Below are 22,785 nucleotides of genomic sequence, written 5' to 3'. Positions count from 1 at the left end.
TGCATAATGTGATTTTTTTATACTATTTTTTATTGAAAAATGACAACACCTAGCGGTGGAATATCAATTTCAATAGAGTTATTATATCCATGCCAAGGCTCCATGGTAGTTTTTACATTTTTATTAAGCATTCCACTACCTCCATAGGCAACATCATCACTATTAAATATCTCTTTTAACTTCTTTTTTAAAGGTACTCCCACTCTATAATTTTCCCTAGGAACTGGCGTAAAATTACAAGCCACAATTACATCATTTTTCTCATCATGCCCTTTTCTAATATACGTTAAAACGGAATTTTCATGGTCTCCATAATCTATCCACTGGAACCCTTCTGAGCTAAACTGTTTTTCATATAATGCAGGATAATTTTTATAAATGCCATTTAAATCCTTTACCATTTTTTGTACCCCTGCATGAAAATCGTACTGAATCAAATGCCAATCCAAACTTTGTTGAAAATTCCATTCCGAGGACTGCCCAAATTCACCGCCCATAAAAACAAGATTGGCACCTGGATGGGTATACATATACCCAAACAACAATCTAAGATTTGCAAAACGTTGCCACTCATCTCCTGGCATTCTATACAAGAGGGATTGCTTACCATAAACCACCTCGTCATGAGAAAAAGGAAGCATAAAATTCTCTGTAAACGTATAGGTCATACTAAATGTTAAATCATTCTGATGGTGCTTTCTATAAATTGGTTCTTTTTTAAAATACTCCAACGTATCGTGCATCCAACCCATCATCCATTTCATTCCAAAACCAAGCCCACCATATTCTACAGGTTTGGAAACTCCTGTAAAAGCGGTTGATTCTTCTGCAATGGTCTGTACACCATCAAAAGTTGTATATATGGTTTCATTAAGTTCTCTAATAAAAGAAATGGCTTCTAAATTTTCATTGTTACCGTACATATTAGGCTCCCACTCACCTTCTTCTCTAGAATAATCCAAATAAAGCATAGAAGCAACAGCATCTACTCGCAAGGCATCTGCATGAAATTGATCCAGCCAAAACAAAGCGTTACTAATTAAAAAGGCCCTTACTTCATTTCTTCCATAGTTAAAAATCAAGCTTTTCCAATCTGGATGGTATCCTTTTTTATAATCTGGGTGTTCATATAAATGAGATCCATCAAAAAAGCCTAGACCGTGCGCATCTTCTGGAAAATGAGAAGGTACCCAATCCAAAATAACTCCAATATCGTTTTGATGCAATTTATCAACCAGCGTTTTAAATTCCTCCGGTTTTCCAAATCTAGATGTAGGCGCAAAATATCCTGTAAGTTGATATCCCCAAGAAGGGTCGTACGGATATTCCATAATAGGCATAAACTCTACGTGTGTAAAGTTCATTTCCTTAAGGTATTTTACTAAATCGTCGGCCAAATCTAGGTAAGACATAAATTCATTGCCATTCTTCCTTTTCCACGAACCCAAATGAACTTCGTAAACGGCATAGGGTTTGTCTAGCCCATTTTTATCTGCTCTGTAGCCCATCCAAGCAGAATCGTTCCATTTATAATCTGCATTCCAAACTACAGAAGCTGTATTCGGTGGATGCTCACAATACCTGCCAAAAGGATCAGCTTTTTCTGTAATTATACCATTATTATTAGACTCTATTTTATACTTGTACTTACTGCCATGGCCTATATTTGGAATAAAACCTTCCCAAATACCACTTTCATCCCACCTTACATAAAGATTATGCTCCCCACCTGTCCAATAGTTAAAATCACCTACTACAGAAACTTGCTTTGCTGATGGGGCCCAAACGGCAAAATAAGTTCCTTCAACCCCATCTACTTTTATAGCATGTGAACCTAGCTTTTCATAAAGTTTATAGTGCTTACCTGATTTAAAAAGATTTATATCAAATTCCGTAAATAAACTATGTGTAATTACTTTGGCCATTTGCATAAGAAGTAATATTGTTAACAGGCACCAAAAGTAATGTTTTTCTAATGAAAAGTTACTTATACAGTACACTATACATTTTCATTAAAATAAGTTTTTTTGCTAAAAACATTTTTTTGGAATGCTTTTTGTTTTTAACCAATAACTAAGTGTTCTAAACAGTCTATTTCTGTTTATTGAGAACCAAACACAAACAATTAAAAATTAGATATTATGAAAAAAATCACATTAGTACTCGGCGCATTTTTAACTCTATTCATCATATCATGTGAAGGACCTCCAGGACCTCCAGGGTTTGATGGTTTTGATGGGATTGATGGCCAGAATGGACAAGATGGTATAAATATTTTAGGCCAAGTTATAGATATAGAGGGAAGTTTTACTCCAGAGGATGATTATTCCATTTTCTTTGAGTTTCCACAAACTATTGAGGTATTTGAGTCTGATGTGGTATTGGTATACCTCTTATGGGATCAAACTGAAGATAACAATGGAGAAGCAGTGGATATATGGAGACTATTACCACAAACTAGAATTTTGGACCAAGGACTGTTACAGTACAATTATGACCACACATTTTTGGATGTGAATATTTTCTTGGAATCTGATTTTGATTTGGGAACATTACAGGCTGGTGATACAGACAATCAGGTTTTCAGAATTGCAGTTATTCCTGCGGACTTTACATCTGGTAAAATGGATAAGTCTAATATCTCATCTGTTATGAAGGCTTTAGGGGTAGAAGAAAAGAATGTACAAAAAATTATGCTAGATTAATCCCCAACACAATTTAGCAGAACCCTATCTTCATTTTGAGGATAGGGTTTTCTTTTATGTTTCCGTGATAAAATTGTGATATGGTTATATTAATTTTGAATTATATTTAATCCTTAACATTTAAATACATCATGTTCAAAAAAATATATTTTATTGTATTTCTTGTCCTAGTTGGATGCAAAGGGAATTCTCAAGAAAAAAAAATAGAGGAATCTGCAAAACAAGAACAGTATGCGGTTACAAAAACAGATGCAGAGTGGAGAAGCCAATTGACTGATTTGCAATACTACATCCTTCGAAAAGCGGGAACAGAAAATGCTTTTACCAGTGATTTACTAAACAATAAGGAAAAAGGGGTCTATGTCTGCGCAGGTTGCAACACAGAATTGTTCAAAAGCGATCATAAGTTTAAATCTGGCACAGGGTGGCCAAGTTTTGACCGTGAAATTGAAGGAAATGTTGCTTTTGACACCGACTACAAAATAGGATACGCGCGTACTGAGGAACATTGTGCTACATGTGGTGGGCATTTAGGACATGTATTTAATGACGGTCCAAGAGAAACCACTGGAGAAAGACATTGTATTAATGGTGCGGCACTAAAATTTATTCCTAAAGGTTAAATTAAAAAATGAAATTTTAGTTTATTAATTTTTACTCCCCTTATAGGCTTTCCGTTTTGGTTTTGTAACTTTGCACCTGCAAAAAAGCATATCAAAAAAAATATTCATGAGCAACTTTGATGTTATTGTTTTAGGTAGTGGTCCTGGAGGTTATGTTACGGCTATTAGAGCCTCTCAATTGGGTTTAAAAGTAGCCATTATAGAAAAGGAAAGCCTAGGTGGTATTTGCTTAAATTGGGGCTGTATTCCAACAAAAGCATTGTTGAAATCTGCTCAAGTTTTTGAGTATTTGCAACATGCTGGCGATTATGGACTTATAGCTGATGGAGTGGACAAAGATTTTAATGCTGTAGTAAAAAGAAGCCGAAATGTTGCTGATGGAATGAGCAAAGGCGTTCAGTTTTTAATGAAAAAAAATAAAATTGAAGTCATTAACGGATTTGGAAAAATAAAATCTGGCAAAAAAGTAGTAGTAACTGCTGAAGATGGAAAAGAAACAGAATATTCCGCCAATCATATAATTATTGCTACAGGTGCCCGTAGTAGAGAATTACCAAGTTTGCCACAAGATGGTGAAAAAATCATTGGATATCGTGAAGCCCTTAGTCTAAAAAAGCAACCTAAAAAATTGGTTGTAGTTGGTAGTGGTGCTATCGGGATTGAATTCGCGTATTTCTACAATGCAATGGGTACAGAAGTAATTGTTGTTGAATATTTGCCAAATATTGTTCCTGTTGAAGATGAGGATGTTTCCAAACAATTGGAGCGCAGCTTTAAAAAAGCAGGAGTTAAAATAATGACTTCTTCTGAAGTAACAAAGGTTGATACATCTGGAGAAGGAGTTAAAGTGACTGTTAAAACCAGTAAAGGAGAAGAAATCTTGGAAGCAGACATAGTGCTTTCTGCAGTGGGTATAAAAACCAATATAGAAAACATAGGTTTGGAGGATGTTGGTATTGCTACCGATAGAGATAAGATTTTGGTCAATGATTTTTACCAAACAAACATTCCAGGATATTATGCCATTGGTGATGTAACTCCTGGGCCTGCATTAGCTCATGTTGCCTCGGCAGAGGGAATTATATGTGTAGAAAAAATTGCTGGAATGCATGTTGAGCCATTGGATTATGGAAACATACCAGGTTGTACTTATTGCATGCCCGAAATTGCATCTGTAGGTCTAACTGAAAAACAAGCAAAAGAAAAAGGATTGGATATTAAAATTGGTAAATTTCCTTTCTCCGCTAGTGGTAAAGCAAAAGCTGCTGGAAATCCAGATGGGTTTGTTAAAGTAATTTTTGATGCCAAATATGGTGAATGGTTAGGTTGTCATATGATCGGTGTTGGAGTTACAGATATGATTGCAGAAGCTGTTGTTGCACGTAAGTTAGAAACTACTGGACATGAGATTTTAAAAGCAGTACACCCACACCCAACCATGAGTGAAGCAGTTATGGAAGCTGTAGCTCATGCTTATGATGAAGTAATCCACTTATAATGCTAAAAATCTTTAGAGGAACAGCCATCCTAGAAGGCATCTCCTACCTTATGCTTTTTGGATTTAGTATGCCCTTAAAGTATTGGGCAAATATTCCAGAACCTAATAAATGGATAGGTTATGTACATGGAGGACTTTTTATTGCCTATGTTGTGTTATTGGTTATACTGACTTTTGAAAAAAAGTGGGGCTTTAAAAAGTTTTTTATTTTAGGAATTGCATCCCTTTTACCTTTTGCTACTTTTTATGTAGACAAAAAGTATTTAAAAGGAGAACAGTAAAAAATGTTTGGCTGAGCAGAATCGAAACCTTATACCAAGGTTTTTAATTGCTACACATTCCTTAAAAATACAGGTATAACTTTTTAAGATATATTGCTCATATGGAGATTGCTTTACTATGTTCGCAATGACGTAAAAACTACAAAAAACTCTGTATTGCCAAATCATAGCTTTGTAATCCAAAACCAAGAATAACACCTTTTGCCACTGGGGAAATATAGGACACATGTCTAAATTCCTCTCGTTTATGGGTATTAGATATATGAACCTCTATAACTGGAGTTTCAATCCCTTTTATAGCATCTCCAATACCAATTGAAGTATGGGTATAAGCGCCAGCATTGAGTATAATTCCATCATACGAAAAACCAACTTCATGTAATTTATCTATGATTTCTCCCTCTATATTAGATTGGTAATATTCCAGAGAAATTTCAGAAAATTTAGCTTGCAACGTTTTAAAATAATCTTCAAAAGTAGTACTGCCGTATACCTCTGGTTCGCGCTTACCGAGAAGGTTTAAATTTGGTCCGTTTATGATTAGTAGCTTCATAATGGTAAAAGTAAATGAAAATAAATGCAAAAAAAAACGGAAGATAAACTTCCGCTTTTTAATATATTTTTTCTTCCCTATTTAAAGAAATAAGCTACGCCGATATTTAATGTTGCACTTTTAACATCTAATGACCCTCCTAAAGGTCCTGAATACCAATCTGTAAGTGCAAATGCATATCGTGCCTGAATCATAAAGTTTTCACTAACATCAAACCCAGCGCCAAAACCAAGTTCTACCCCAACAGTATTCAACACATCATCAATATTACCATTCGTTCCCAAAACGCCTTCTACATCTTGTATTGCCTGTTTAATATCATCCAAATTAGATGAGAAACTAAATTGTGGTCCTGCTTGTACATGAAAGCCATCCGCTACATAATATTTTGCCATAACAGGTAAATAAACAAAGGACAAATCCCCAGCACTACCATAGGTAAGTTCTGGTTGCACATGTAATTTATCGGTAGCGGCAATATCCAACAGGCCTCCAACATAAAAACCAGTTTTGTTAACAGCATCAAGGTTTGCCAAATTAAATCCTAAAAGAGATACGTTTATATCAGCATTGGTGTTAAGCAGTCCACCAGTTACCCCAAATTTTACATTTCCTTGGGCTTGCAAGCCCAGGTGCAAGAATGATGCTACAATAAGAGCAATAAATAATTTTTTCATAATAATTAGTGTTTCGTTTGTGTTTTCTCAAATATATAAAAACTTAAATCAAATGGTGTGCCACTATTTTTTTTGAATGATATGATACTATCTTTGGAGTAATGAATTGGAAACAAGCCATACAAGATTATCAACATTATCTAAGTATAGAACGTGGATTATCTGCCAATTCAATAAAAAATTATGTGTTTGATGTTGAAAAACTCCTATTGTTTCTAGAATCACATAAACTAACAGAAACTCCCCTATCCATTAATAAAGAAACTGTTCAGCAATTTATCTATGAGGTTGCTACAGCCGTAAACCCAAGATCACAGGCACGTATTATTTCTGGTCTCAAAAGTTTTTTTAATTATCTGGTTTTTGAAGATTATAGAAAAGACAATCCTTTAGATTTAATAGAGTCCCCTAAAATTGGCAGAAAACTTCCAGATACACTTTCAGAAGAGGAAATTAACGCTCTTATAGAAGCTATTGACCTTTCTAAGCCAGAAAGTGAACGCAATAGAGCTATGTTAGAAACATTGTATGGCTGTGGATTACGAGTATCAGAACTAATAGGTTTAAGAATATCTGACCTATTCTTTGATGAAGATTTTATAAAAGTAACTGGCAAAGGAGACAAACAACGTTTTGTACCCATTAGCAAGGTCAATAAAAAGTACATCAATATCTATAGAAAAGAAGTTAGAGTACACATGACCATCCAAAAAGGTTATGAGGACACGTTGTTCCTAAATAGAAGGGGGAAGCAATTGACAAGAGCCATGGTATTCACCATTATAAAACAATTAGCTGAAAAAATTGGGTTGAAAAAGAATATTAGTCCGCATACGTTTAGGCACTCCTTTGCCACCCATTTATTAGAAAACGGCGCAGATTTAAGAGCAATACAACAAATGTTAGGACATGAAAGCATTACTACAACTGAGGTATATATGCATGTAGACCGCAGTCATTTAGCTGATGTTTTAAATAAATTTCATCCAAGAAAAAATTAAGAGCAGTTATGAAGAACAGGTTATTCACTATTATTTTTGGCATTATTTTGTCAATGGATTTAATAGGCTGTGCATTTGCCAAATATGAATCCATCCGTTACGCCACAAAACCAGCCATTACTATTTCTCTACTAGTCTTTTTGTTATTACAAAAGAAGGTACATAGTAGAACTAAAAAGTTTATAGCCCTTGGGTTGTTGTTCTCATTACTTGGTGATGTTTTGCTAATGTTCACCAATAAATCTGAACTCTACTTTATGGGTGGTCTTTTTGCTTTTTTAATGGCACACCTCATGTATATCACTGGGTTTTTTAAGAAATCATTTCTACAATCTAAGTATCTTGTAATTTCCTCAATTGGTTTGCTTTTATATACTGCTTTAATACTTTTCTTTATTGGACCCAATCTTGGAGCATTATTGCCCTATGTCATAATCTATATTTTTGCAATTATGTTACTGGGGTTAGTTGCTTTGATAAGGAAGTCTTTTGTAAATTCAGCAAGCTATTTGTTTTTGCTTTTTGGAGCACTCTTTTTTATTATTTCAGATTCACTTTTGGCCCTCAATAAATTTTATACTGATTTTCCTTTTTCGGGTGTAGCAATTATGCTCACATATGGTTTAGCACAATTATTAATTGTTTACGGTGGAATTACGGAAACTGATTAAAACTTACTGATATAATCATAAAGAACATCTCCAAGGTATTAATCCTTAAATTGAGTATAATTCTTCTTGTATGGTCTAATAATTAAACGTGCCTCCCGATCAAAACGAATATAATTATAAACCCAGTTTACAAAGACCACCATTCTATTGCGGAAACCAATTAAAAAAAACAGGTGTACAAACATCCACACAAACCATGCAAAGACACCTTGGAACTTAAATTTTGGCAAATCTACCACAGCTTTGTTACGGCCAATGGTTGCCATACTTCCTTTGTCTTTGTATTGAAACGATTCTAAAGGCTTGTTTTCCAATATCCTAACCAAGTTGTCTCCCAAGCATTTTCCTTGTTGTATGGCTGGCTGTGCCATCATTGGGTGCCCATTAGGGCTATCTTTTGTTTCCATAAAAGCCACATCACCGATAGCAAAAACATCAACAAATCCTTTGACCTGACTAAATTCGTTCACTTTTAGTCGGTTACCATAAGTAAGAAAATCTATGGCATCCAACCCTTTAATACTAACCGCTTTTACCCCTGCTGCCCAAACCAAGGTGGCGGATTCAAAAGTAAGATCGGTTTTAGTAGTAACCAATTTTCCGTCATACCCCGTAACTCGAGTTTCTTTCCATACTTGCACTCCCAATTTTTCTAAAAAATCTTCCGCTTTTTTAGATGCCTTGGCACTCATTCCCTTTAAAAGACAATCTCCAGATTGAATTAAATTTATTTGAGCCCTTCTTGTGTCCAAATCTGGGTAATCCTTGGGTAAGATTCCTTTTTTTATTTCCGCCAATGCACCAGCCAACTCAACTCCTGTAGGACCACCGCCTACAATAACAAAATTCATAAGAGCATCCCTTTCGTGCATTGCATCTGTTAGCAATGCCTGCTCAAAATTTTCTAGAATAAGGCTTCTAAGGTTCAGTGCCTGTGGTATGGTTTTCATGGCCATACTATTCTTCTCTATTTCGGTATTACCAAAAAAATTGGTTTCAGATCCAGTTGCAAGCACTAAATAATCATATTTTAAATCTCCTATATCAGTCTTAATTATCTTATTTTCTGTAGAAATTTCTTCAACCTCAGCAAGTCTAAAAAAGAAGTTAGGATAATCTTGTAAAATCTTTCTAATAGGATAGGCAATTGAATCTGGTTCTAGTCCACCTGTTGAAACTTGATACAGCAATGGCTGAAAATTATGGTAGTTGTGCTTATCCAACAATACTACCTGAACTTCTTTCTTACTTAACTTTTTAGCCAATGAAACACCTGCAAAACCACCGCCAATAATTACTATTCTTGGAAAACTAGACTGTGGAATATTCATAATTGATAAATAAGTCGCAAAATTAAGCATTAGACCCTTGTCAGCACAAAAGAATGAACTTGTTTTTAGTATATTTATCTAATAGCTAATTTATTCTTCCAATTATGAAAAAAATACTCCTATCCGTCATTGCTTGTTTAACATTTGTTGTTGGTTTTGGCCAAAAAAAAATTGATGATGTACTTAAAAAATTAGATAGTAAAAGTGAAGCCTATGGAACAATTGCCCATACTATTTGGAATCTTGCTGAAATGGGATATTTAGAGGAGAAAAGTTCTGCTTTGCTTCAAAAAACATTGGCAGACGAAGAATTTTCTATTAAAAAAGGGGTTGCAGGGATTCCAACAGCTTTTATTGCTGAATATGGTAGTGGCTATCCTGTAATTGCTATTCTTGGTGAATATGATGCCTTGCCAGGATTGTCTCAGCAAGCAGTACCCGAAAAGAAAACAGCAAACAAACTGGCTGGGCATGCTTGTGGGCATCACTTGTTTGGAACCGCTTCTACTGCAGCAGCAATTGCAGTTAAAGATTGGATGAAAACAAATAAAATAAAAGGTACAGTTCGTTTTTATGGATGTCCAGCAGAAGAAGGTGGATCAGGAAAAGTTTATATGGTTCGTGAAGGCCTTTTTAATGATGTAGATGTAGCCTTGCATTGGCACCCTAGTTCTCAAAACTATGCAAGTGCTGGAGCAGCCCTGGCAAACAAATCTGCTAAATTTAGATTTTATGGAGTTTCAGCTCATGCTGCTGGTGCTCCAGAAAAAGGGAGGTCTGCCCTGGATGGTGTTGAGGCTATGAATAATATGGTAAATATGATGCGCGAGCATATCCCGCAAGAGGCAAGAATTCATTATGTAATAACAGACGGTGGTAAAGCTCCCAATGTAGTTCCAAATTTTGCCGAAGTATATTATTATGCCCGTCATAATAATAGGGATGTTGTAATCGATGTCTTTGACAGAATTGTAAAAGCGGCAAAAGGTGCGGCCTTAGGCACTGGAACGACAATGGATTATGAAATGATTGGAGGGGTCCATGAATTATTACCCAACCTTACTATTCAAAAAGTGATGCATGATAATTTATCAAAAGTAGGTGGCATCACCTATACTGATGTAGAACTAGAGTTTGCTGATAAGATTTCCAAAACTTTAGGTTATGATAAAACCGACTTGGAAACAGCAAGAGGGGTTCAACCGTATAGAACAGAAGCGAGGGCATATGGTTCCACAGATGTAGGCGACGTTAGTTTCACCGTTCCCACAGCTGGTATGGGAACTGCAACTTGGGTGCCAGGAACACCAGCGCATAGTTGGCAAGCAGTGGCTGCCGGAGGGACTTCTATTGGACAAAAAGGTATGATGATTGCTGCAAAAACATTAACACTGACTGCTATTGATATATTAAAAGATACTAACCTGATCAAAAAAGCAAAGGAAGAACTTACTGAAAAGCGAGGTGCCGATTTTGTCTATATTCCACTCTTAGGTGACCGCCCACCAGCATTGGATTACAGGAAATAAATACATTTATTTTTATTTTACCTGTAACAAATCTTTAATCTGTGTTACTTATAGAGTAATCAACCTTCTAATAAAATTTGGATAAAGAACTGGAACATAAATTTGTAACAGAACTAGAGAGCAATCAAAACATTGTTCACAAGGTCTGTAGTCTGTATACAAATGATAGGGATTCCCATAACGATTTGTTTCAAGAAATAACCATACAATTATGGAAGGCATATCCTAAATTCAGGGGAGATTCAAAATTCAGTACATGGATGTACAGAGTATCATTGAACACGGCAATAACACTATATAGAAAGTCAAAAAGAACTATTAAGACACAAGATTATGAATCGGTTATTTTTAAAATAAAATCCGATGAATATGACAATACACAAGAAGAACAATTAAAACTGATGTACAATGCTGTAAAGCAATTAGGCGATATAGACAAAGCATTGGTTTTTCTTTATTTAGAGAATAAGAATTATACAGAAATAGCGGAAACATTGGGTATTACAGAAGTAAACACTCGTGTTAAAATGAACCGCATAAAAAATAAATTAAAAACCATACTTAATCCTTAAGGATATGATGGACGAATTAGAATTATTAAAAAAAGACTGGCAAAAAAAGGAAGAGCATCTTCCAAAATTGTCCTACAGCGAAATCCATAATATGCTATGGAAAAAGTCATCATCTATAGTAAAATGGATAATGATAATCAGCATTTTAGAATTTGTGTTACCACACATTGCCTATCTTTTTCCTTCATTAAGGAAAAATCTAGATGTATATAACCAACTTGGATTAAGTAACCTAATGATAGGTTTATCCATTATACAGTATTCAGTAGTTATATATTTTATTTATCAATTCTATAAAAGATATAAAGAGATTTCCGTATTGGATAGTGCTAAAAATTTAATGGATAAAATAATTAAAACTAGAAGAACTGTTAAGCATTATGTAATTTTTTGCCTTTCCATATTATTTGTTACTTGTATACTGTTTATAGTTTCTATTTATTTAAGTGATGCAATTTTTGATGTTTTTCCAATCCCAGAAGATAAAGACATTTCTCCAGAAAAATATAAAAGCATATTTCTTTGGACGATGAGTATCTTAAGTGTAGTTATTGTTTTGGTCATGGGAGCAATCTATTTTCTACTCTATGGAATTCTACTAAAAAAACTTAACAGAAATTATAAGGAATTAAAGCAATTAGAAGTTTAAGCCCGCCACTGGCGCTCCTTATTTTCTTCTTCAAGGGCCAATAATTCTGCTTTTGAAAGTACTTTTAAAAAGGAAGGATGTTGTTCAATGGCAAATTCCAATTTTTCTATAATTACCTCCATAGATTCATTTTCATAATCAATTTCTATAGGTTCTTTTATCACCATAGATTGTAAAATCCCTTTTTTCTTTACTCTAAGTCCTTTTTTATCAAAAGAACGTCTAAAACCATCTATGACAACAGGTACCACGACTGGTTTATATTTTTTAATTATATGAGCTGTTCCTTTTCTTAGAGGTTTCCATGGTGTAGTAGTTCCTTGAGGAAAAGTAATGACCCAACCATCATTTAATGCTGTTCCAATATTAGAAATATCGCTCATTTTTACTTGTCTATTAACATCCTTGCCTTCAGCCCGCCATGTACGCTGTATACTAATGGATCCTGCATAGGCTAATATTTTGGTCAATAGACTTTTTTTCATGGTTTCCGCGGCAGCTACATAGTACATATTTAGCTTAGGATGCCATATGTAACCAATATTTTTAATACTATCGTCCCTACCACTAAGACTAGCATTAAAGACATGGAACATAGCTACTACGTCCGCAAAATAAGTTTGGTGATTGCTTACAAAAAGTACATTGGTATCTGGAAGGTTTCTTATTATTTCCGAACCCTCAACCTCCAGTTTATTAAATCCTTTATAACGTTGATGTGACATGATTCCCAAAATGCGAATCAGCCATTTCTTCAAGAACAGTATATGCCCAAAAGGATTTTCTTTAAATATGCCCATAGATTGCAAAACTACAAAATATGGTTTTATAACACTTGTTTAAACAGCTCCTTTACCTCACTCAACATCATAGCTGTTGCTCCCCAAACGGTATAACCATTTAATTTAAAAGCAGGTACCTCCCAATCTTGAGCATAGGAAGTTGTTATTTTTTCTTTAATTACCATCTTCTCATCCATAAATTCCATCAAAGAAACTTCAACCAATGCCTCTACTTCGTCTTCTTGCAGCCTAAAGGGTGCATCCATATTATATAACCCCAAATAAGGGAATACTTTAAAATTGCTAGGAGGAATATATACTTGTGATAGTTCTTTAATAACTTTCACATTTTTGGGATGCACACCTACTTCTTCATGGGTTTCTCTCAATGCCGTAGAGAGCAAATCTTCATCAGTATGCTCCATTTTACCCCCAGGAAAACTTATTTGGTTGCTATGAATTCCTTCATAGGTTCTTCTTAAAATAAGGAGCAAATGGGTATTATCGACTGCATCAGGATAAAACAGGGCCATAACCCCTGCTTTTCTTGGGTTTCTTTTTTTAACATCTTCTTCTTTTAATTCTAAAACTCTTGCCAATGGTGCCATTTTATAATGAGAATCTATCCCAGGAAGCGGTAGATTTTCTATTTTTGAAACCTGTTGGGAGAAATCAGTAAAGTTCATGATGGTTAAAAGATTAGCATACATTACAATAATACTATTTTTTTTAGGCGCTTGTAAACAAACTACGAAGGAAAAGCCTGTAACCCCAAAACTCCAAAGCCAGAAAGCAGTGGATTCTATTGCTACTTTGATTGAAGAAGAGGAAAAAGAGGAATTTGTTTTAACAGAGGAAAATGCGATTGACTTTTTCTTTAACTATCAAAAAACGCTTGTAGAGAGCAAAGTAAAAATAACTACCAATCTTGGTAGTTTTATTGTTGAGCTGTATGATAATGTTCCCTACCACAAAGCAAATTTTATTTACCTAACCAAAAAAGAATATTTTAACAATACCATGTTCCATAGAGTGGTAAAAAACTTTATCATCCAAGGTGGCAACTCCGATTCTATGGAGGCAGCAAAAAAGAGAAGGGAAATAGGCAAGTATCTTCTACCACCTGACACAAGAAAAGGGTATAAGCATCATCGTGGTACTATTTCCATGCCCAGTAGCGAAATAGACAATCCACATATGCTGGCTTCACCTTATGAATTCTTTATTGTAGTTACCAACCCTGGTTCGTATCATTTAGATGGAGACTATACCCCTTTTGGCAAAGTAATACAAGGAATGGATGTTGTGGATATAATAAACCAACAACCTGTGGATGATGGCGACTGGCCTTCACCTAATATTTATATTATTAAGGCAGAGGTTATACAGTAACCCTAGATTTTTTGGGTGTAATAATTATAGTCTTTTAATACAGTATCCAAATATTGTACGTCGTATAATTCAGAATTCGTATTTAAAATACTTTCAACCTTATCTCTTAAGGTTTTCATTGTTTTATAATCACTACTTCTTTTGGCTATATGATAGGTTTCTTTAATAAGGCGTACATCCTTGTCAGTCAATAATGTAACGTTGTTAAACTTAGGTAGATATTTTTCTTCTACTTCTTCTAAAATAGTGTGAGATACTTTGACCTTGTTTTTGGTGCTTATTACCACTGTTCCTGCTGCGGCATCTCCCAAACGTTGCCTTTTTTCAGAAAATAGAATAGTCAAAAGTCCAATAGACCCAACAAAAATCCAAATATCAACCAAGCGCAGCATCCACCTTACAAAATAGTTAGAGAATTCAACAGGTGACCCATCAACTTTCACCACCCGCATCTTCAACAACATTTTACCTACCGTACGGCCATTGAACAAGCTGTGCATTAATAAACTATAAAACATGGCTGGTAAAAAAATTAATGCCACGAGTCCACGCTGTGTCCATGAATCATCAAAAACATAGCCAATGGCATCTCCTATAAGGTTTACCAAAACAGAATAGAGATACAAGATAAATGCATCAATAAAAAAAGAGACTATGCGCTCACCAATACTGACAATCTTATAATCTAAATTGACATTTTGCGTTGTATTGATTTGAAGATTGGACATATTAATACTATTTTTAACTCTATAAGTAAACTCCCTATATGCGCGAAGCCGCTTTTGTGAAGCAAAATAAGGAAAAATGGATTGCTTTTGAAAAAGCCATCACCCTTAACTCCAACATCAATCCAGACGAACTTGCCAATGGCTACATTCAGTTGACCAATGATTTGGCATATGCACAGACATATTACGCAGAAAGTAAAACTTTATTGTACTTAAATTCTTTGGCCTCGCAGGCGCATCAAAAAATTTATAAGAACAAAAAAGAAAGTAGAAACCGGATTGTTGATTTTTGGCTAAGAGAATTTCCTTTATTTTTTAGGCAATATCATAGGACATTAGGAATTGCTTTTCTAATTTTTGCCGTTGCATCTGCCATAGGCAGTATTTCAGCCATCAATGATTCAACCTTTGTACGGTTAATTTTAGGGGATGCCTATGTAAATACTACTCTTAATAATATTGCAGAGGGTGACCCAACTGCCATTTATAAAGGTGGCAGTGAGATAGGAAGCTTTTTAGGCATTACAATAAACAACATACGTGTTGCTTTTTTTGCATTTGCTTTTGGGGTGATAACGAGTATTGGAACGGCATACATTCTTTTTAGCAATGGCGTAATGTTGGGTGCATTTATAACTTTTTTCTATACTAAAGGAGTGTTTTTTGAGGCTAACAAACAAATATGGCTACATGGCGCCATAGAAATTTCTGTCATCATTATTGCTGGCTGTGCTGGTCTTATTATGGGCAATGGTATTCTATTTCCGAAAACTTTTTCTAGACGGGTTTCATTTATGAGAGGTGCCAAAGATGGGCTTAAAGTAGTCGTAAGCACCATCCCATTTTTTATTATTGCTGGGTTTATTGAAGGTTTTATTACCCGTTATTCCAATATGCCCACGTGGTTGGCGTTTCTTATTATTGGTAGCTCATTGGCTCTAATACTTTTTTATTATATCCTCTACCCCATCATTTTAAACAGACAACATGCAAAACAATACTCAGAGTAAGTATATAGAGTTAAAAGTAAATCGTGATTTTGGCGACATTGTCACCACCTATTTTGATTTTATAAAGCAAAATCTGAAAAAATTCACAAACATTTTTTTAAACTATAATGGCATTTTTTTAATAGGGCTGCTTGTGGTAAGTTACCTATTGGTATCTGGTTTTATAGGAATGTTTACCGCCCAAAGCAATGGAAATATTAATACTTTATATGATGATTCCTATATGGGCTATTTGGTTGCGGGCGGAATACTATATTTTATTATCATAATAATGGTGGGGGTGCTAAATTATAGTTTAGCAGGAGCGTATATGATTAATTATGAAATACATCAAGGCAATGATTTTGGGAAAAAAGATGTCTGGAATTTTGTAAAACAGCGGTTAGGAAGCATTGTCCTTTTTGTGCTACTTCTTATTTTAATCTATATAGGGTGTTCTATCGTTGGTTTTATTCTCATGATTATTCCCTTTTTGGGTGTTTTTGCCTATTACATTCTAATTTTCTTTGTTTTGGGTTGGTTTGGAGTTTCTTTCTTTAGTATGTTAAAAGACAACAAAGGAGTTACAGATAGCTATGGAGAAGGATGGGCTTTAACCACCAAAAGTTTTTGGAAAACGGTTGGGGTAAATTTTATACTTGGGCTTTTAAATGGAATTTTGGTTATGGTTATCATGATAATTCCTGGGGTTATAGTAGGTATTTATACCTTTCATGTAGTAGAGAACGATGTAGATGTATCAGCATCAATAGTCCCAACCATTATTTATACTTTAGGAACTTGTATGTTTTTAATTGTAGGTGTTTTTGGTCAATGCCTTTCCCAATTTGTGAATGGAATCTTATACTATTCCTTACATGAAAAAACATACAACACCAATACAAGAAGTAAAATAGAGCAAATAGGAAATTTGGAGTAGTGGTAAAATTTTACTTTACATTATTTATAGTAAGCATCTCATTCTTTGGGTTTTCCCAACAGGCACAAGATTCAATATCGATTCCCGAGGATAAAAACCAAGCGGTGGAAACCCGTTCTTTTAATGAGAGCTTAAAAGATAAGTATGTAGGTGAAGAATTCAATTATGATGTTGCTACAGGGGAATCTCAAAACCTCTTGGCTCGGTTTTTAAATTGGATATTTAAGGGACTGAGAAACACTTTTGGAATCAACCTTCCCCCAAGCATGCTAACAATAATAGAATATCTTATCTATGTACTTATGGGGGCATTAGCTCTTTATTTGCTTATAAAGTTCATTGTAGGGGAAAATTTGTCTGCCGTATTTACCAAAAAATCCAATCCCATTATAGATATTAACTTGTCTGAAGAACATATAGAAAATATAGATTTGGATGCCTTAATAAAAGGGGCACTTAAGGAAAGAGATTATAGACTTGCGGTACGTTACCAATATTTAAGAGTTTTAAAAAATCTATCTCAAAAGGGACTTATAGAATGGCATTATGACAAAACAAATTTGGATTATCAAAAAGAAATAAAAACACCAAACCTTAAATCTGTTTTTAAAGAAGTATCTTATTTGTATGACTATATCTGGTATGGGGAACAACCCATGGACGAAATTAAATATGAAGCGGCACACTTAAAATTTGCGACCTTGGAAAACCAAATACTCAACTAGCTTTGGATAGACGTGCAAAAATCATCATAGGGATTTTCATTGCAGTACTCTTAACGATTATTGTAACGGAAATTGTACGCCCAAAACCTATAAATTGGAGACCTTCTTATTACGCTTCTGATAAAATTCCGTTTGGTTGCCACGTCCTTTTTAATGAGCTACCCCTTTTGTTCCCTAACGATTCCATAAAATCTATTGAAGAAAGTCCATATGAGATTTTGGCATATAGAGACCCTGAGGAAGAATCCAATTATATATTCATAAACAATTATATTTATTTTGATGAAGAGGAAAGTAGAGAACTATTAGATTATGTAAGTGATGGCAATTCTGTTTTTATAGCTGCAACTGAATTTGGTGGGAAGATTGCTGACACGCTAAATATAGAAGTCCTTTCAAATTATTTCATCAAAGAAGATACGCTATCAATAAATCTAACAAACAATAGCTTCCCTAAGAAAGACTTTTTATACTCTAGGGGCCTAAACAAAACCCATTTTACAAGTGTGGATTCAACAAGCACAACTATTTTGGGTCATTTAAACTACGAAACTTCAAAAAATCCATTGCAGCAAAATACAGATGACGGCAACCCAAAAGTAAATTTCATTAAAGTTGAATTTGGAAAAGGAAATTTTTATTTAAGTAGCACTCCTCAAGCATTTGCCAATTACTATCTATTACGGGGAAATGAAAATTATGCGGCCCATGCCTTGTCCTACTTGGAAAACAAAACTACCTATTGGGATAATTATAAAAAATCTGGACGAAGAATAATTGATTCTCCCATGCGGTTTGTTTTAAATCAAATTTCTTTAAAGTGGGCATACTATCTTACCATATTGGGCTTATTGGTATTTGTTGTTTTTAGGGCTAAAAGAGAACAACGCATAATTCCTGTTATAGAGCCTTTAAAAAATTCTTCGGTTGAGTTTGCACGCACTGTGGGCAGTCTGTATTATCAACATAAAGATTACACAGACCTAATATCCAAAAAATTGAATTATTTCTTAGAATACATTAGAAGCCATTATTATATAGACACCTCAACCATAAATGATAAAACTGCCATGGATTTGGCCGCTAAGTCTGGCAAAACTATAAAAGAGACAAAAGAATTGATAGATTTTATCATTTACCTTAAAAACAGAACACAGCATTCTGAACAAAATGTTATTACATTAAACAAAAAGATAGACACATTTAAGAAATAAATATATGGACGAACAAAACCAAGAACAGGAAAACAACCCATTAGAATTTAACAGCAGAATAGATCTTACCAAATTGCAAGAATCTGTTGAAAAAATAAAACTGGAATTGGGGAAAGTAATTATCGGTCAACAGGATATGGTAGAACTCCTTATTATTTCCATTTTAGCCAATGGTCATTCATTAATTGAGGGTGTTCCTGGTGTGGCAAAAACTGTTACTGCAAAACTATTGGCTAAAACCATGAATGTAGATTTTAGCCGAATACAGTTTACTCCAGACCTTATGCCAAGTGATATTTTGGGAACCTCAATTTTTAATGTAAAAACCTCTGAATTCGAATTTAAAAAAGGTCCTTTATTTTCAAATATCATATTGATTGATGAAATAAATCGTGCTCCAGCAAAAACACAGGCAGCATTGTTTGAAGCTATGGCAGAAAGACAAATTACCATAGACAATATGGAGTATGAAATGCAGCCTCCATTTTTAGTGTTTGCAACACAAAATCCTGTTGAACAAGAGGGCACATACAGATTGCCCGAGGCACAGCTAGACCGGTTTCTTTTTAAAATTAATGTGGATTACCCTTCATTGGAGGAAGAAATTCAAATTTTGGAAAGTAAACACGAACAAAAGAACAAGGATGTAGAAAGCATGATTACATCTGTATTGACAGCTAAACAAATTGCGGCCTACCAAGACACTATAAAGGAAATTATAGTGGAAGCCAATCTATTAAAATATATTGCATCCATTGTAAATAATACCCGTACCAATGCCAATTTATATTTAGGAGCTTCACCAAGAGCTTCAATTGCAATTATGGATGCATCCAAAGCTTTAGCAGCTATTAACGGTAGGGATTTTGTAACACCAGATGATATTAAAAAAGTAGCAAGTCCAATACTTGCTCATCGTATTATTTTAACACCTGAAAGGGAAATGGAAGGTTACACTGCTAAAAAAGTGGTACAACAAATTATGGAAACTATTGAGATTCCAAGATAGAATCAATGAAACGCATTTTTAAAAATATTTATTTACAAAAACGATTTTTTATTGTACTGGTAGGCCTTATTATTGGTTTTCTAGTCTCCTATATTTTTCCAGATGTTTATGGAGTGATAAAATTGTTGTTTTTTCTTTTCTTAATTACATTCTTGGTTGATGTGTTATTAATTTTTGCTTCCAAAGGTAAAATTAATGGGATGAGATTGGTTCCAGAAAAACTATCTAATGGAGATGATAATGATATCAATATTCAACTATCTAATTCATATCTTTTTTCGTCCACAATAAAAATATTAGATGAAATTCCACATCAATTTCAAAAAAGGGATTTTGAAATCTCAACCAAATTGGCAAAAGGAGAAACCAAAAGATTTAATTATACGCTTCGTCCTGTAGAAAGAGGGGTGTATTTTTTTGGAAACTTAAATGTTTTCTCCTCTTCCCCTATTGGGCTGGTGTCAAGAAAATATACGTTTAACAATGAGCAGGAAGTTCCGGTCTACCCATCCTTTTTACAATTACGAAAGTATGACTTAATGGCTTTTACCAATAGGTTGTTTGAGTATGGATTAAAAAAAATACGCCGTATAGGGCACACCATGGAGTTTGAACAAATTAAGGAATATGTTCAAGGTGACGACATTAGAAACATAAATTGGAAAGCAACGGCCAAGAAAAACCAGGTGATGGTTAATCAATTTCAGGATGAAAAATCTCAACCAATTTACTCAGTAATTGATAAGGGGCGTGTTATGAAAATGCCTTTTGAAGAGTTGAGTTTACTGGATTATGCAATAAATGCCACTTTGGTCATAAGCAATATCGCTATTAAAAAACACGATAAGGCAGGTATGTTTGCTTTTAGCAACAAAATTGAAAATAGGGTGGTAGCAGAAAGACGTAGCTCCCAAATGAACCTCATTTTAGAAACACTTTACAATTTGGAAACAGATTTTGTGGAAAGTGATTTTAGTAGGCTTTATGTAGATATAAAAAGGAACATTACCCACAGAAGCCTAATACTGCTCTATACAAATTTTGAAACCTTGGACGCACTGCATCGGCAGTTACCATATTTACTGGCAATTGCTAAACAACATTTATTAGTGATTATCTTTTTTGAAAATACGGAACTTACCCAATTTATAAACAAACAGGCAGAAACGACCCATCAAATTTTTGAACAAACTATTGCCGAGAAATTTATTTATGAGAAGAAACTTATTGTAAACGAGCTTCGCAAGTATGGTATCCAAACTATTTTAACCAAACCTAAAGACTTGACCGTAAACACAATAAATAAATATTTAGAAATTAAAGCTAGAGGACTATTATAAACCTATTTGTTCAGCAGTTCAGGAGGAAGAGAGATAAGGTTTAACGTTAGGGGTTCTTCATTAATTTGTGTGGCTAATAAGTTGTAATTCATCTTTTTCCAAAAATCAGTATTATATCTGTTACTATAATCAGAAAGCTTCTTTTTATGCTTTTTTTTGGTAAAAATATCTATTGTAAAGCCTACACTCATTCCTCCTAAAACAGTTGCTAGCAAATCTTCATTGCTCCAACCTCCATATTGATTTTGATCAATACTCTCTTTGGCCAATCCAATCAACAAGCTCCCTCCAACAGCACCTGCAAATGTCCAATATCTATCTCCATGAGAAATTTGTTTGGCTATCCCCGCACCAGCCAATCCATAAAGTGTTCCCCCTACAAAATGTAAGGCTTTATCTCTTTCTACTTGAGCCTGTACTTGGCTCATGAAGAAAAATAAAATTAGTATGAGAGCAGTTCTTTTCACTTTGCGGTAAATGTATAAAAAGGAAACTCTTTTGCAAGAAAAGAACAACTTATAATCGTTGAGATTCACCAGAAATTTAAAAATCAATTTTAAATGACAGGTGTTTCTTCTTAAAAAAGTAGGTTTTGTGTATTTTTATAGGATTGACCATAAAATAACCCATCATGAAATCACTCCATTGTAATTCACTCTCCTTCGTTTTAATTTTTGTTTTTTTTAGTTCTTGCAAAGCCCAAGATACATCTGTAATTGCTGAAGGTGCAAAAGTGACCTTGGTAGCAGCGGATTATAAATTTACCGAAGGACCAGCCGTAGACAAAGAGGGAAATGTGTTTTTTACAGATCAACCCAATAATAGAATATTAAAATGGTCGGTAGATGGTAGTATTTCTACCTACATGAAAAATGCTGGTAGGGCTAATGGCCTCTATTTTGATAATGAAGGAAACCTTTTGGCATGCGCCGATGAAAAAAATGAACTCTGGCGAATTAACCCTGATAAAAGCATTACAATTTTGGTTGATGATTTTGAGGGAAAAGAATTAAATGGGCCCAATGATTTATGGGTAAACCCTAAAGGAGGAATCTATTTTACTGACCCATATTACCAAAGGGACTACTGGTCCCGAACCGAGCCAGAACTGGAAAAACAGCAAGTATTTTATCTTGCACCAGGCAAGAATGAACCAGTAGTTGTGGCCGATGATTTGGTGCAACCTAATGGTATAATTGGAAGCCCAGATGGAAAAATTTTGTATGTGGCCGATATAGGTGACCAAAAAACCTATACATATAGTATTACAGAAAATGGAACACTTACTAATAAAACTCTTTTTACAGAAATGGGCTCGGATGGAATTACCCTGGACAACCAAGGTAATTTATATCTAACAGGGAAAGGTGTTACTGTTTTTAATAAGGATGGCCAACAGATTTCTCATATTCCTATAGACCAAGGTTGGACAGCCAATGTAACCTTTGGTGGTAAAAACCAAAAAACTCTTTTTATTACAGCCTTGAATTCTTTATATACCTTAGAAATGAATGTTCAAGGAGTGAGATAGACTATAAAAATATAGGTGTCGACACAAATGTCATATAAATGTCGT

General features: G+C 34.5%; 25 protein-coding genes. 17 read left to right on the top strand and 8 right to left on the bottom strand.

Annotation, left to right across the window (positions count from 1 at the left end; all coding sequences use genetic code 11):
• Window positions 1-29: 29 nt before the first annotated feature.
• Window positions 30-1,925, bottom strand: a complete 1,896-nt coding sequence (gene glgB, locus AC000W_RS07540) for a 1,4-alpha-glucan branching protein GlgB (RefSeq protein WP_474747288.1) — start codon at window positions 1,923-1,925, stop codon at window positions 30-32.
• Between the two features lie 216 nt (window positions 1,926-2,141).
• On the opposite strand from glgB, the gene AC000W_RS07535 reads away from it, so the two are divergent.
• The 4 genes from AC000W_RS07535 to AC000W_RS07520 all read left to right on the top strand — a co-directional run bounded on the left by AC000W_RS07535 (window position 2,142) and on the right by AC000W_RS07520 (window position 5,107).
• The gene (locus AC000W_RS07535; protein WP_474747286.1) at window positions 2,142-2,705 is read left to right on the top strand and encodes a collagen-like protein; all 564 of its coding nucleotides are present in this window, start codon (window positions 2,142-2,144) and stop codon (window positions 2,703-2,705) included.
• Window positions 2,706-2,836: 131 nt separating this feature from the next.
• On the top strand, window positions 2,837-3,328 hold the full coding sequence (gene msrB, locus AC000W_RS07530) for a peptide-methionine (R)-S-oxide reductase MsrB (RefSeq protein WP_474747284.1): 492 nt from the start codon (window positions 2,837-2,839) through the stop codon (window positions 3,326-3,328).
• Between the two features lie 106 nt (window positions 3,329-3,434).
• A complete protein-coding gene (lpdA, locus tag AC000W_RS07525; RefSeq protein WP_474747283.1) occupies window positions 3,435-4,826 on the top strand; it encodes a dihydrolipoyl dehydrogenase in 1,392 nt (463 codons plus the stop codon).
• A complete protein-coding gene (locus AC000W_RS07520) occupies window positions 4,826-5,107 on the top strand; it encodes a DUF3817 domain-containing protein (protein WP_474747281.1) in 282 nt (93 codons plus the stop codon). Before lpdA ends, AC000W_RS07520 begins: the two co-directional genes overlap by 1 nt.
• Before the next feature lie 139 nt (window positions 5,108-5,246).
• Here the strand turns inward: AC000W_RS07520 and aroQ are convergent, their stop codons facing one another.
• Complete coding sequence (aroQ, locus tag AC000W_RS07515) at window positions 5,247-5,660, bottom strand: type II 3-dehydroquinate dehydratase (protein WP_474747280.1); 414 nt, start codon at window positions 5,658-5,660, stop codon at window positions 5,247-5,249.
• Between the two features lie 77 nt (window positions 5,661-5,737).
• The gene (locus AC000W_RS07510) at window positions 5,738-6,337 is read right to left on the bottom strand and encodes a porin family protein (protein ID WP_474747279.1); all 600 of its coding nucleotides are present in this window, start codon (window positions 6,335-6,337) and stop codon (window positions 5,738-5,740) included.
• A 101-nt stretch (window positions 6,338-6,438) separates the two neighbouring features.
• On the opposite strand from AC000W_RS07510, the gene xerD reads away from it, so the two are divergent.
• Both xerD and AC000W_RS07500 read left to right on the top strand, forming a co-directional pair.
• Window positions 6,439-7,338 (top strand): site-specific tyrosine recombinase XerD, encoded by a 900-nt coding sequence (xerD, locus tag AC000W_RS07505; RefSeq protein ID WP_474747277.1) that lies wholly within the window; start codon window positions 6,439-6,441, stop codon window positions 7,336-7,338.
• An 8-nt stretch (window positions 7,339-7,346) separates the two neighbouring features.
• Window positions 7,347-8,009: a lysoplasmalogenase gene (locus AC000W_RS07500; protein ID WP_474747276.1), complete on the top strand. Its 663-nt coding sequence runs from the start codon at window positions 7,347-7,349 to the stop codon at window positions 8,007-8,009.
• Between the two features lie 38 nt (window positions 8,010-8,047).
• On the opposite strand, the gene AC000W_RS07495 is transcribed toward AC000W_RS07500, so the two are convergent.
• On the bottom strand, window positions 8,048-9,340 hold the full coding sequence (locus AC000W_RS07495) for an NAD(P)/FAD-dependent oxidoreductase (protein WP_474747275.1): 1,293 nt from the start codon (window positions 9,338-9,340) through the stop codon (window positions 8,048-8,050).
• Between the two features lie 104 nt (window positions 9,341-9,444).
• Between AC000W_RS07495 and AC000W_RS07490 the strand changes: the two genes are divergently transcribed.
• From AC000W_RS07490 to AC000W_RS07480, 3 genes are all read left to right on the top strand, one after another.
• Window positions 9,445-10,869 carry an amidohydrolase gene (locus AC000W_RS07490; protein ID WP_474747273.1) on the top strand — a complete coding sequence of 475 codons (1,425 nt, stop codon included), beginning with the start codon at window positions 9,445-9,447 and terminating at the stop codon, window positions 10,867-10,869.
• A 77-nt stretch (window positions 10,870-10,946) separates the two neighbouring features.
• On the top strand, window positions 10,947-11,441 hold the full coding sequence (locus AC000W_RS07485; RefSeq protein WP_474747272.1) for an RNA polymerase sigma factor: 495 nt from the start codon (window positions 10,947-10,949) through the stop codon (window positions 11,439-11,441).
• Between the two features lie 7 nt (window positions 11,442-11,448).
• The gene (locus tag AC000W_RS07480) at window positions 11,449-12,090 is read left to right on the top strand and encodes a hypothetical protein (RefSeq protein ID WP_474747368.1); all 642 of its coding nucleotides are present in this window, start codon (window positions 11,449-11,451) and stop codon (window positions 12,088-12,090) included.
• On the opposite strand, the gene AC000W_RS07475 is transcribed toward AC000W_RS07480, so the two are convergent.
• Window positions 12,087-12,890, bottom strand: a complete 804-nt coding sequence (locus tag AC000W_RS07475; protein ID WP_474747271.1) for a lysophospholipid acyltransferase family protein — start codon at window positions 12,888-12,890, stop codon at window positions 12,087-12,089. The two genes, AC000W_RS07480 and AC000W_RS07475, sit on opposite strands and share 4 nt — an antisense overlap.
• A gap of 26 nt (window positions 12,891-12,916) precedes the next feature.
• Window positions 12,917-13,558: an NUDIX hydrolase gene (locus AC000W_RS07470; RefSeq protein WP_474747269.1), complete on the bottom strand. Its 642-nt coding sequence runs from the start codon at window positions 13,556-13,558 to the stop codon at window positions 12,917-12,919.
• Here AC000W_RS07470 and AC000W_RS07465 point away from each other — a divergent pair.
• Complete coding sequence (locus AC000W_RS07465) at window positions 13,557-14,264, top strand: peptidylprolyl isomerase (protein ID WP_474747268.1); 708 nt, start codon at window positions 13,557-13,559, stop codon at window positions 14,262-14,264. The two genes, AC000W_RS07470 and AC000W_RS07465, sit on opposite strands and share 2 nt — an antisense overlap.
• A gap of 2 nt (window positions 14,265-14,266) precedes the next feature.
• Here the strand turns inward: AC000W_RS07465 and AC000W_RS07460 are convergent, their stop codons facing one another.
• Window positions 14,267-14,992: an RDD family protein gene (locus AC000W_RS07460; RefSeq protein ID WP_474747267.1), complete on the bottom strand. Its 726-nt coding sequence runs from the start codon at window positions 14,990-14,992 to the stop codon at window positions 14,267-14,269.
• Between the two features lie 38 nt (window positions 14,993-15,030).
• On the opposite strand from AC000W_RS07460, the gene AC000W_RS07455 reads away from it, so the two are divergent.
• From AC000W_RS07455 to AC000W_RS07430, 6 genes are read left to right on the top strand one after another with little or no spacing between them, the layout of a single operon-like run.
• On the top strand, window positions 15,031-16,002 hold the full coding sequence (locus AC000W_RS07455) for a stage II sporulation protein M (RefSeq protein WP_474747265.1): 972 nt from the start codon (window positions 15,031-15,033) through the stop codon (window positions 16,000-16,002).
• Entirely contained in the window at window positions 15,980-16,921 is a 942-nt protein-coding gene (locus AC000W_RS07450) for a hypothetical protein (RefSeq protein WP_474747264.1), read from the top strand. The genes AC000W_RS07455 and AC000W_RS07450 overlap by 23 nt, the downstream gene beginning before the upstream one ends.
• Window positions 16,921-17,646, top strand: coding sequence for a DUF4129 domain-containing protein (locus AC000W_RS07445; protein WP_474747263.1), 726 nt, complete (start codon window positions 16,921-16,923; stop codon window positions 17,644-17,646). The genes AC000W_RS07450 and AC000W_RS07445 overlap by 1 nt, the downstream gene beginning before the upstream one ends.
• 2 nt (window positions 17,647-17,648) lie before the next feature.
• The gene (locus tag AC000W_RS07440) at window positions 17,649-18,860 is read left to right on the top strand and encodes a DUF4350 domain-containing protein (protein WP_474747261.1); all 1,212 of its coding nucleotides are present in this window, start codon (window positions 17,649-17,651) and stop codon (window positions 18,858-18,860) included.
• Window positions 18,861-18,864: 4 nt separating this feature from the next.
• Window positions 18,865-19,869: an AAA family ATPase gene (locus AC000W_RS07435; RefSeq protein ID WP_474747260.1), complete on the top strand. Its 1,005-nt coding sequence runs from the start codon at window positions 18,865-18,867 to the stop codon at window positions 19,867-19,869.
• 5 nt (window positions 19,870-19,874) lie between these two features.
• Window positions 19,875-21,209, top strand: a complete 1,335-nt coding sequence (locus AC000W_RS07430; RefSeq protein ID WP_474747259.1) for a DUF58 domain-containing protein — start codon at window positions 19,875-19,877, stop codon at window positions 21,207-21,209.
• 2 nt (window positions 21,210-21,211) lie between these two features.
• Here the strand turns inward: AC000W_RS07430 and AC000W_RS07425 are convergent, their stop codons facing one another.
• Window positions 21,212-21,637, bottom strand: coding sequence for a hypothetical protein (locus AC000W_RS07425; protein WP_474747257.1), 426 nt, complete (start codon window positions 21,635-21,637; stop codon window positions 21,212-21,214).
• Between the two features lie 203 nt (window positions 21,638-21,840).
• Between AC000W_RS07425 and AC000W_RS07420 the strand changes: the two genes are divergently transcribed.
• Entirely contained in the window at window positions 21,841-22,740 is a 900-nt protein-coding gene (locus tag AC000W_RS07420; RefSeq protein WP_474747256.1) for an SMP-30/gluconolactonase/LRE family protein, read from the top strand.
• Window positions 22,741-22,785 lie beyond the last annotated feature (45 nt).

The organism is Saonia sp. (assembly GCF_056326165.1).
This window is presented reverse-complemented; position numbering and strand designations above follow the sequence as displayed.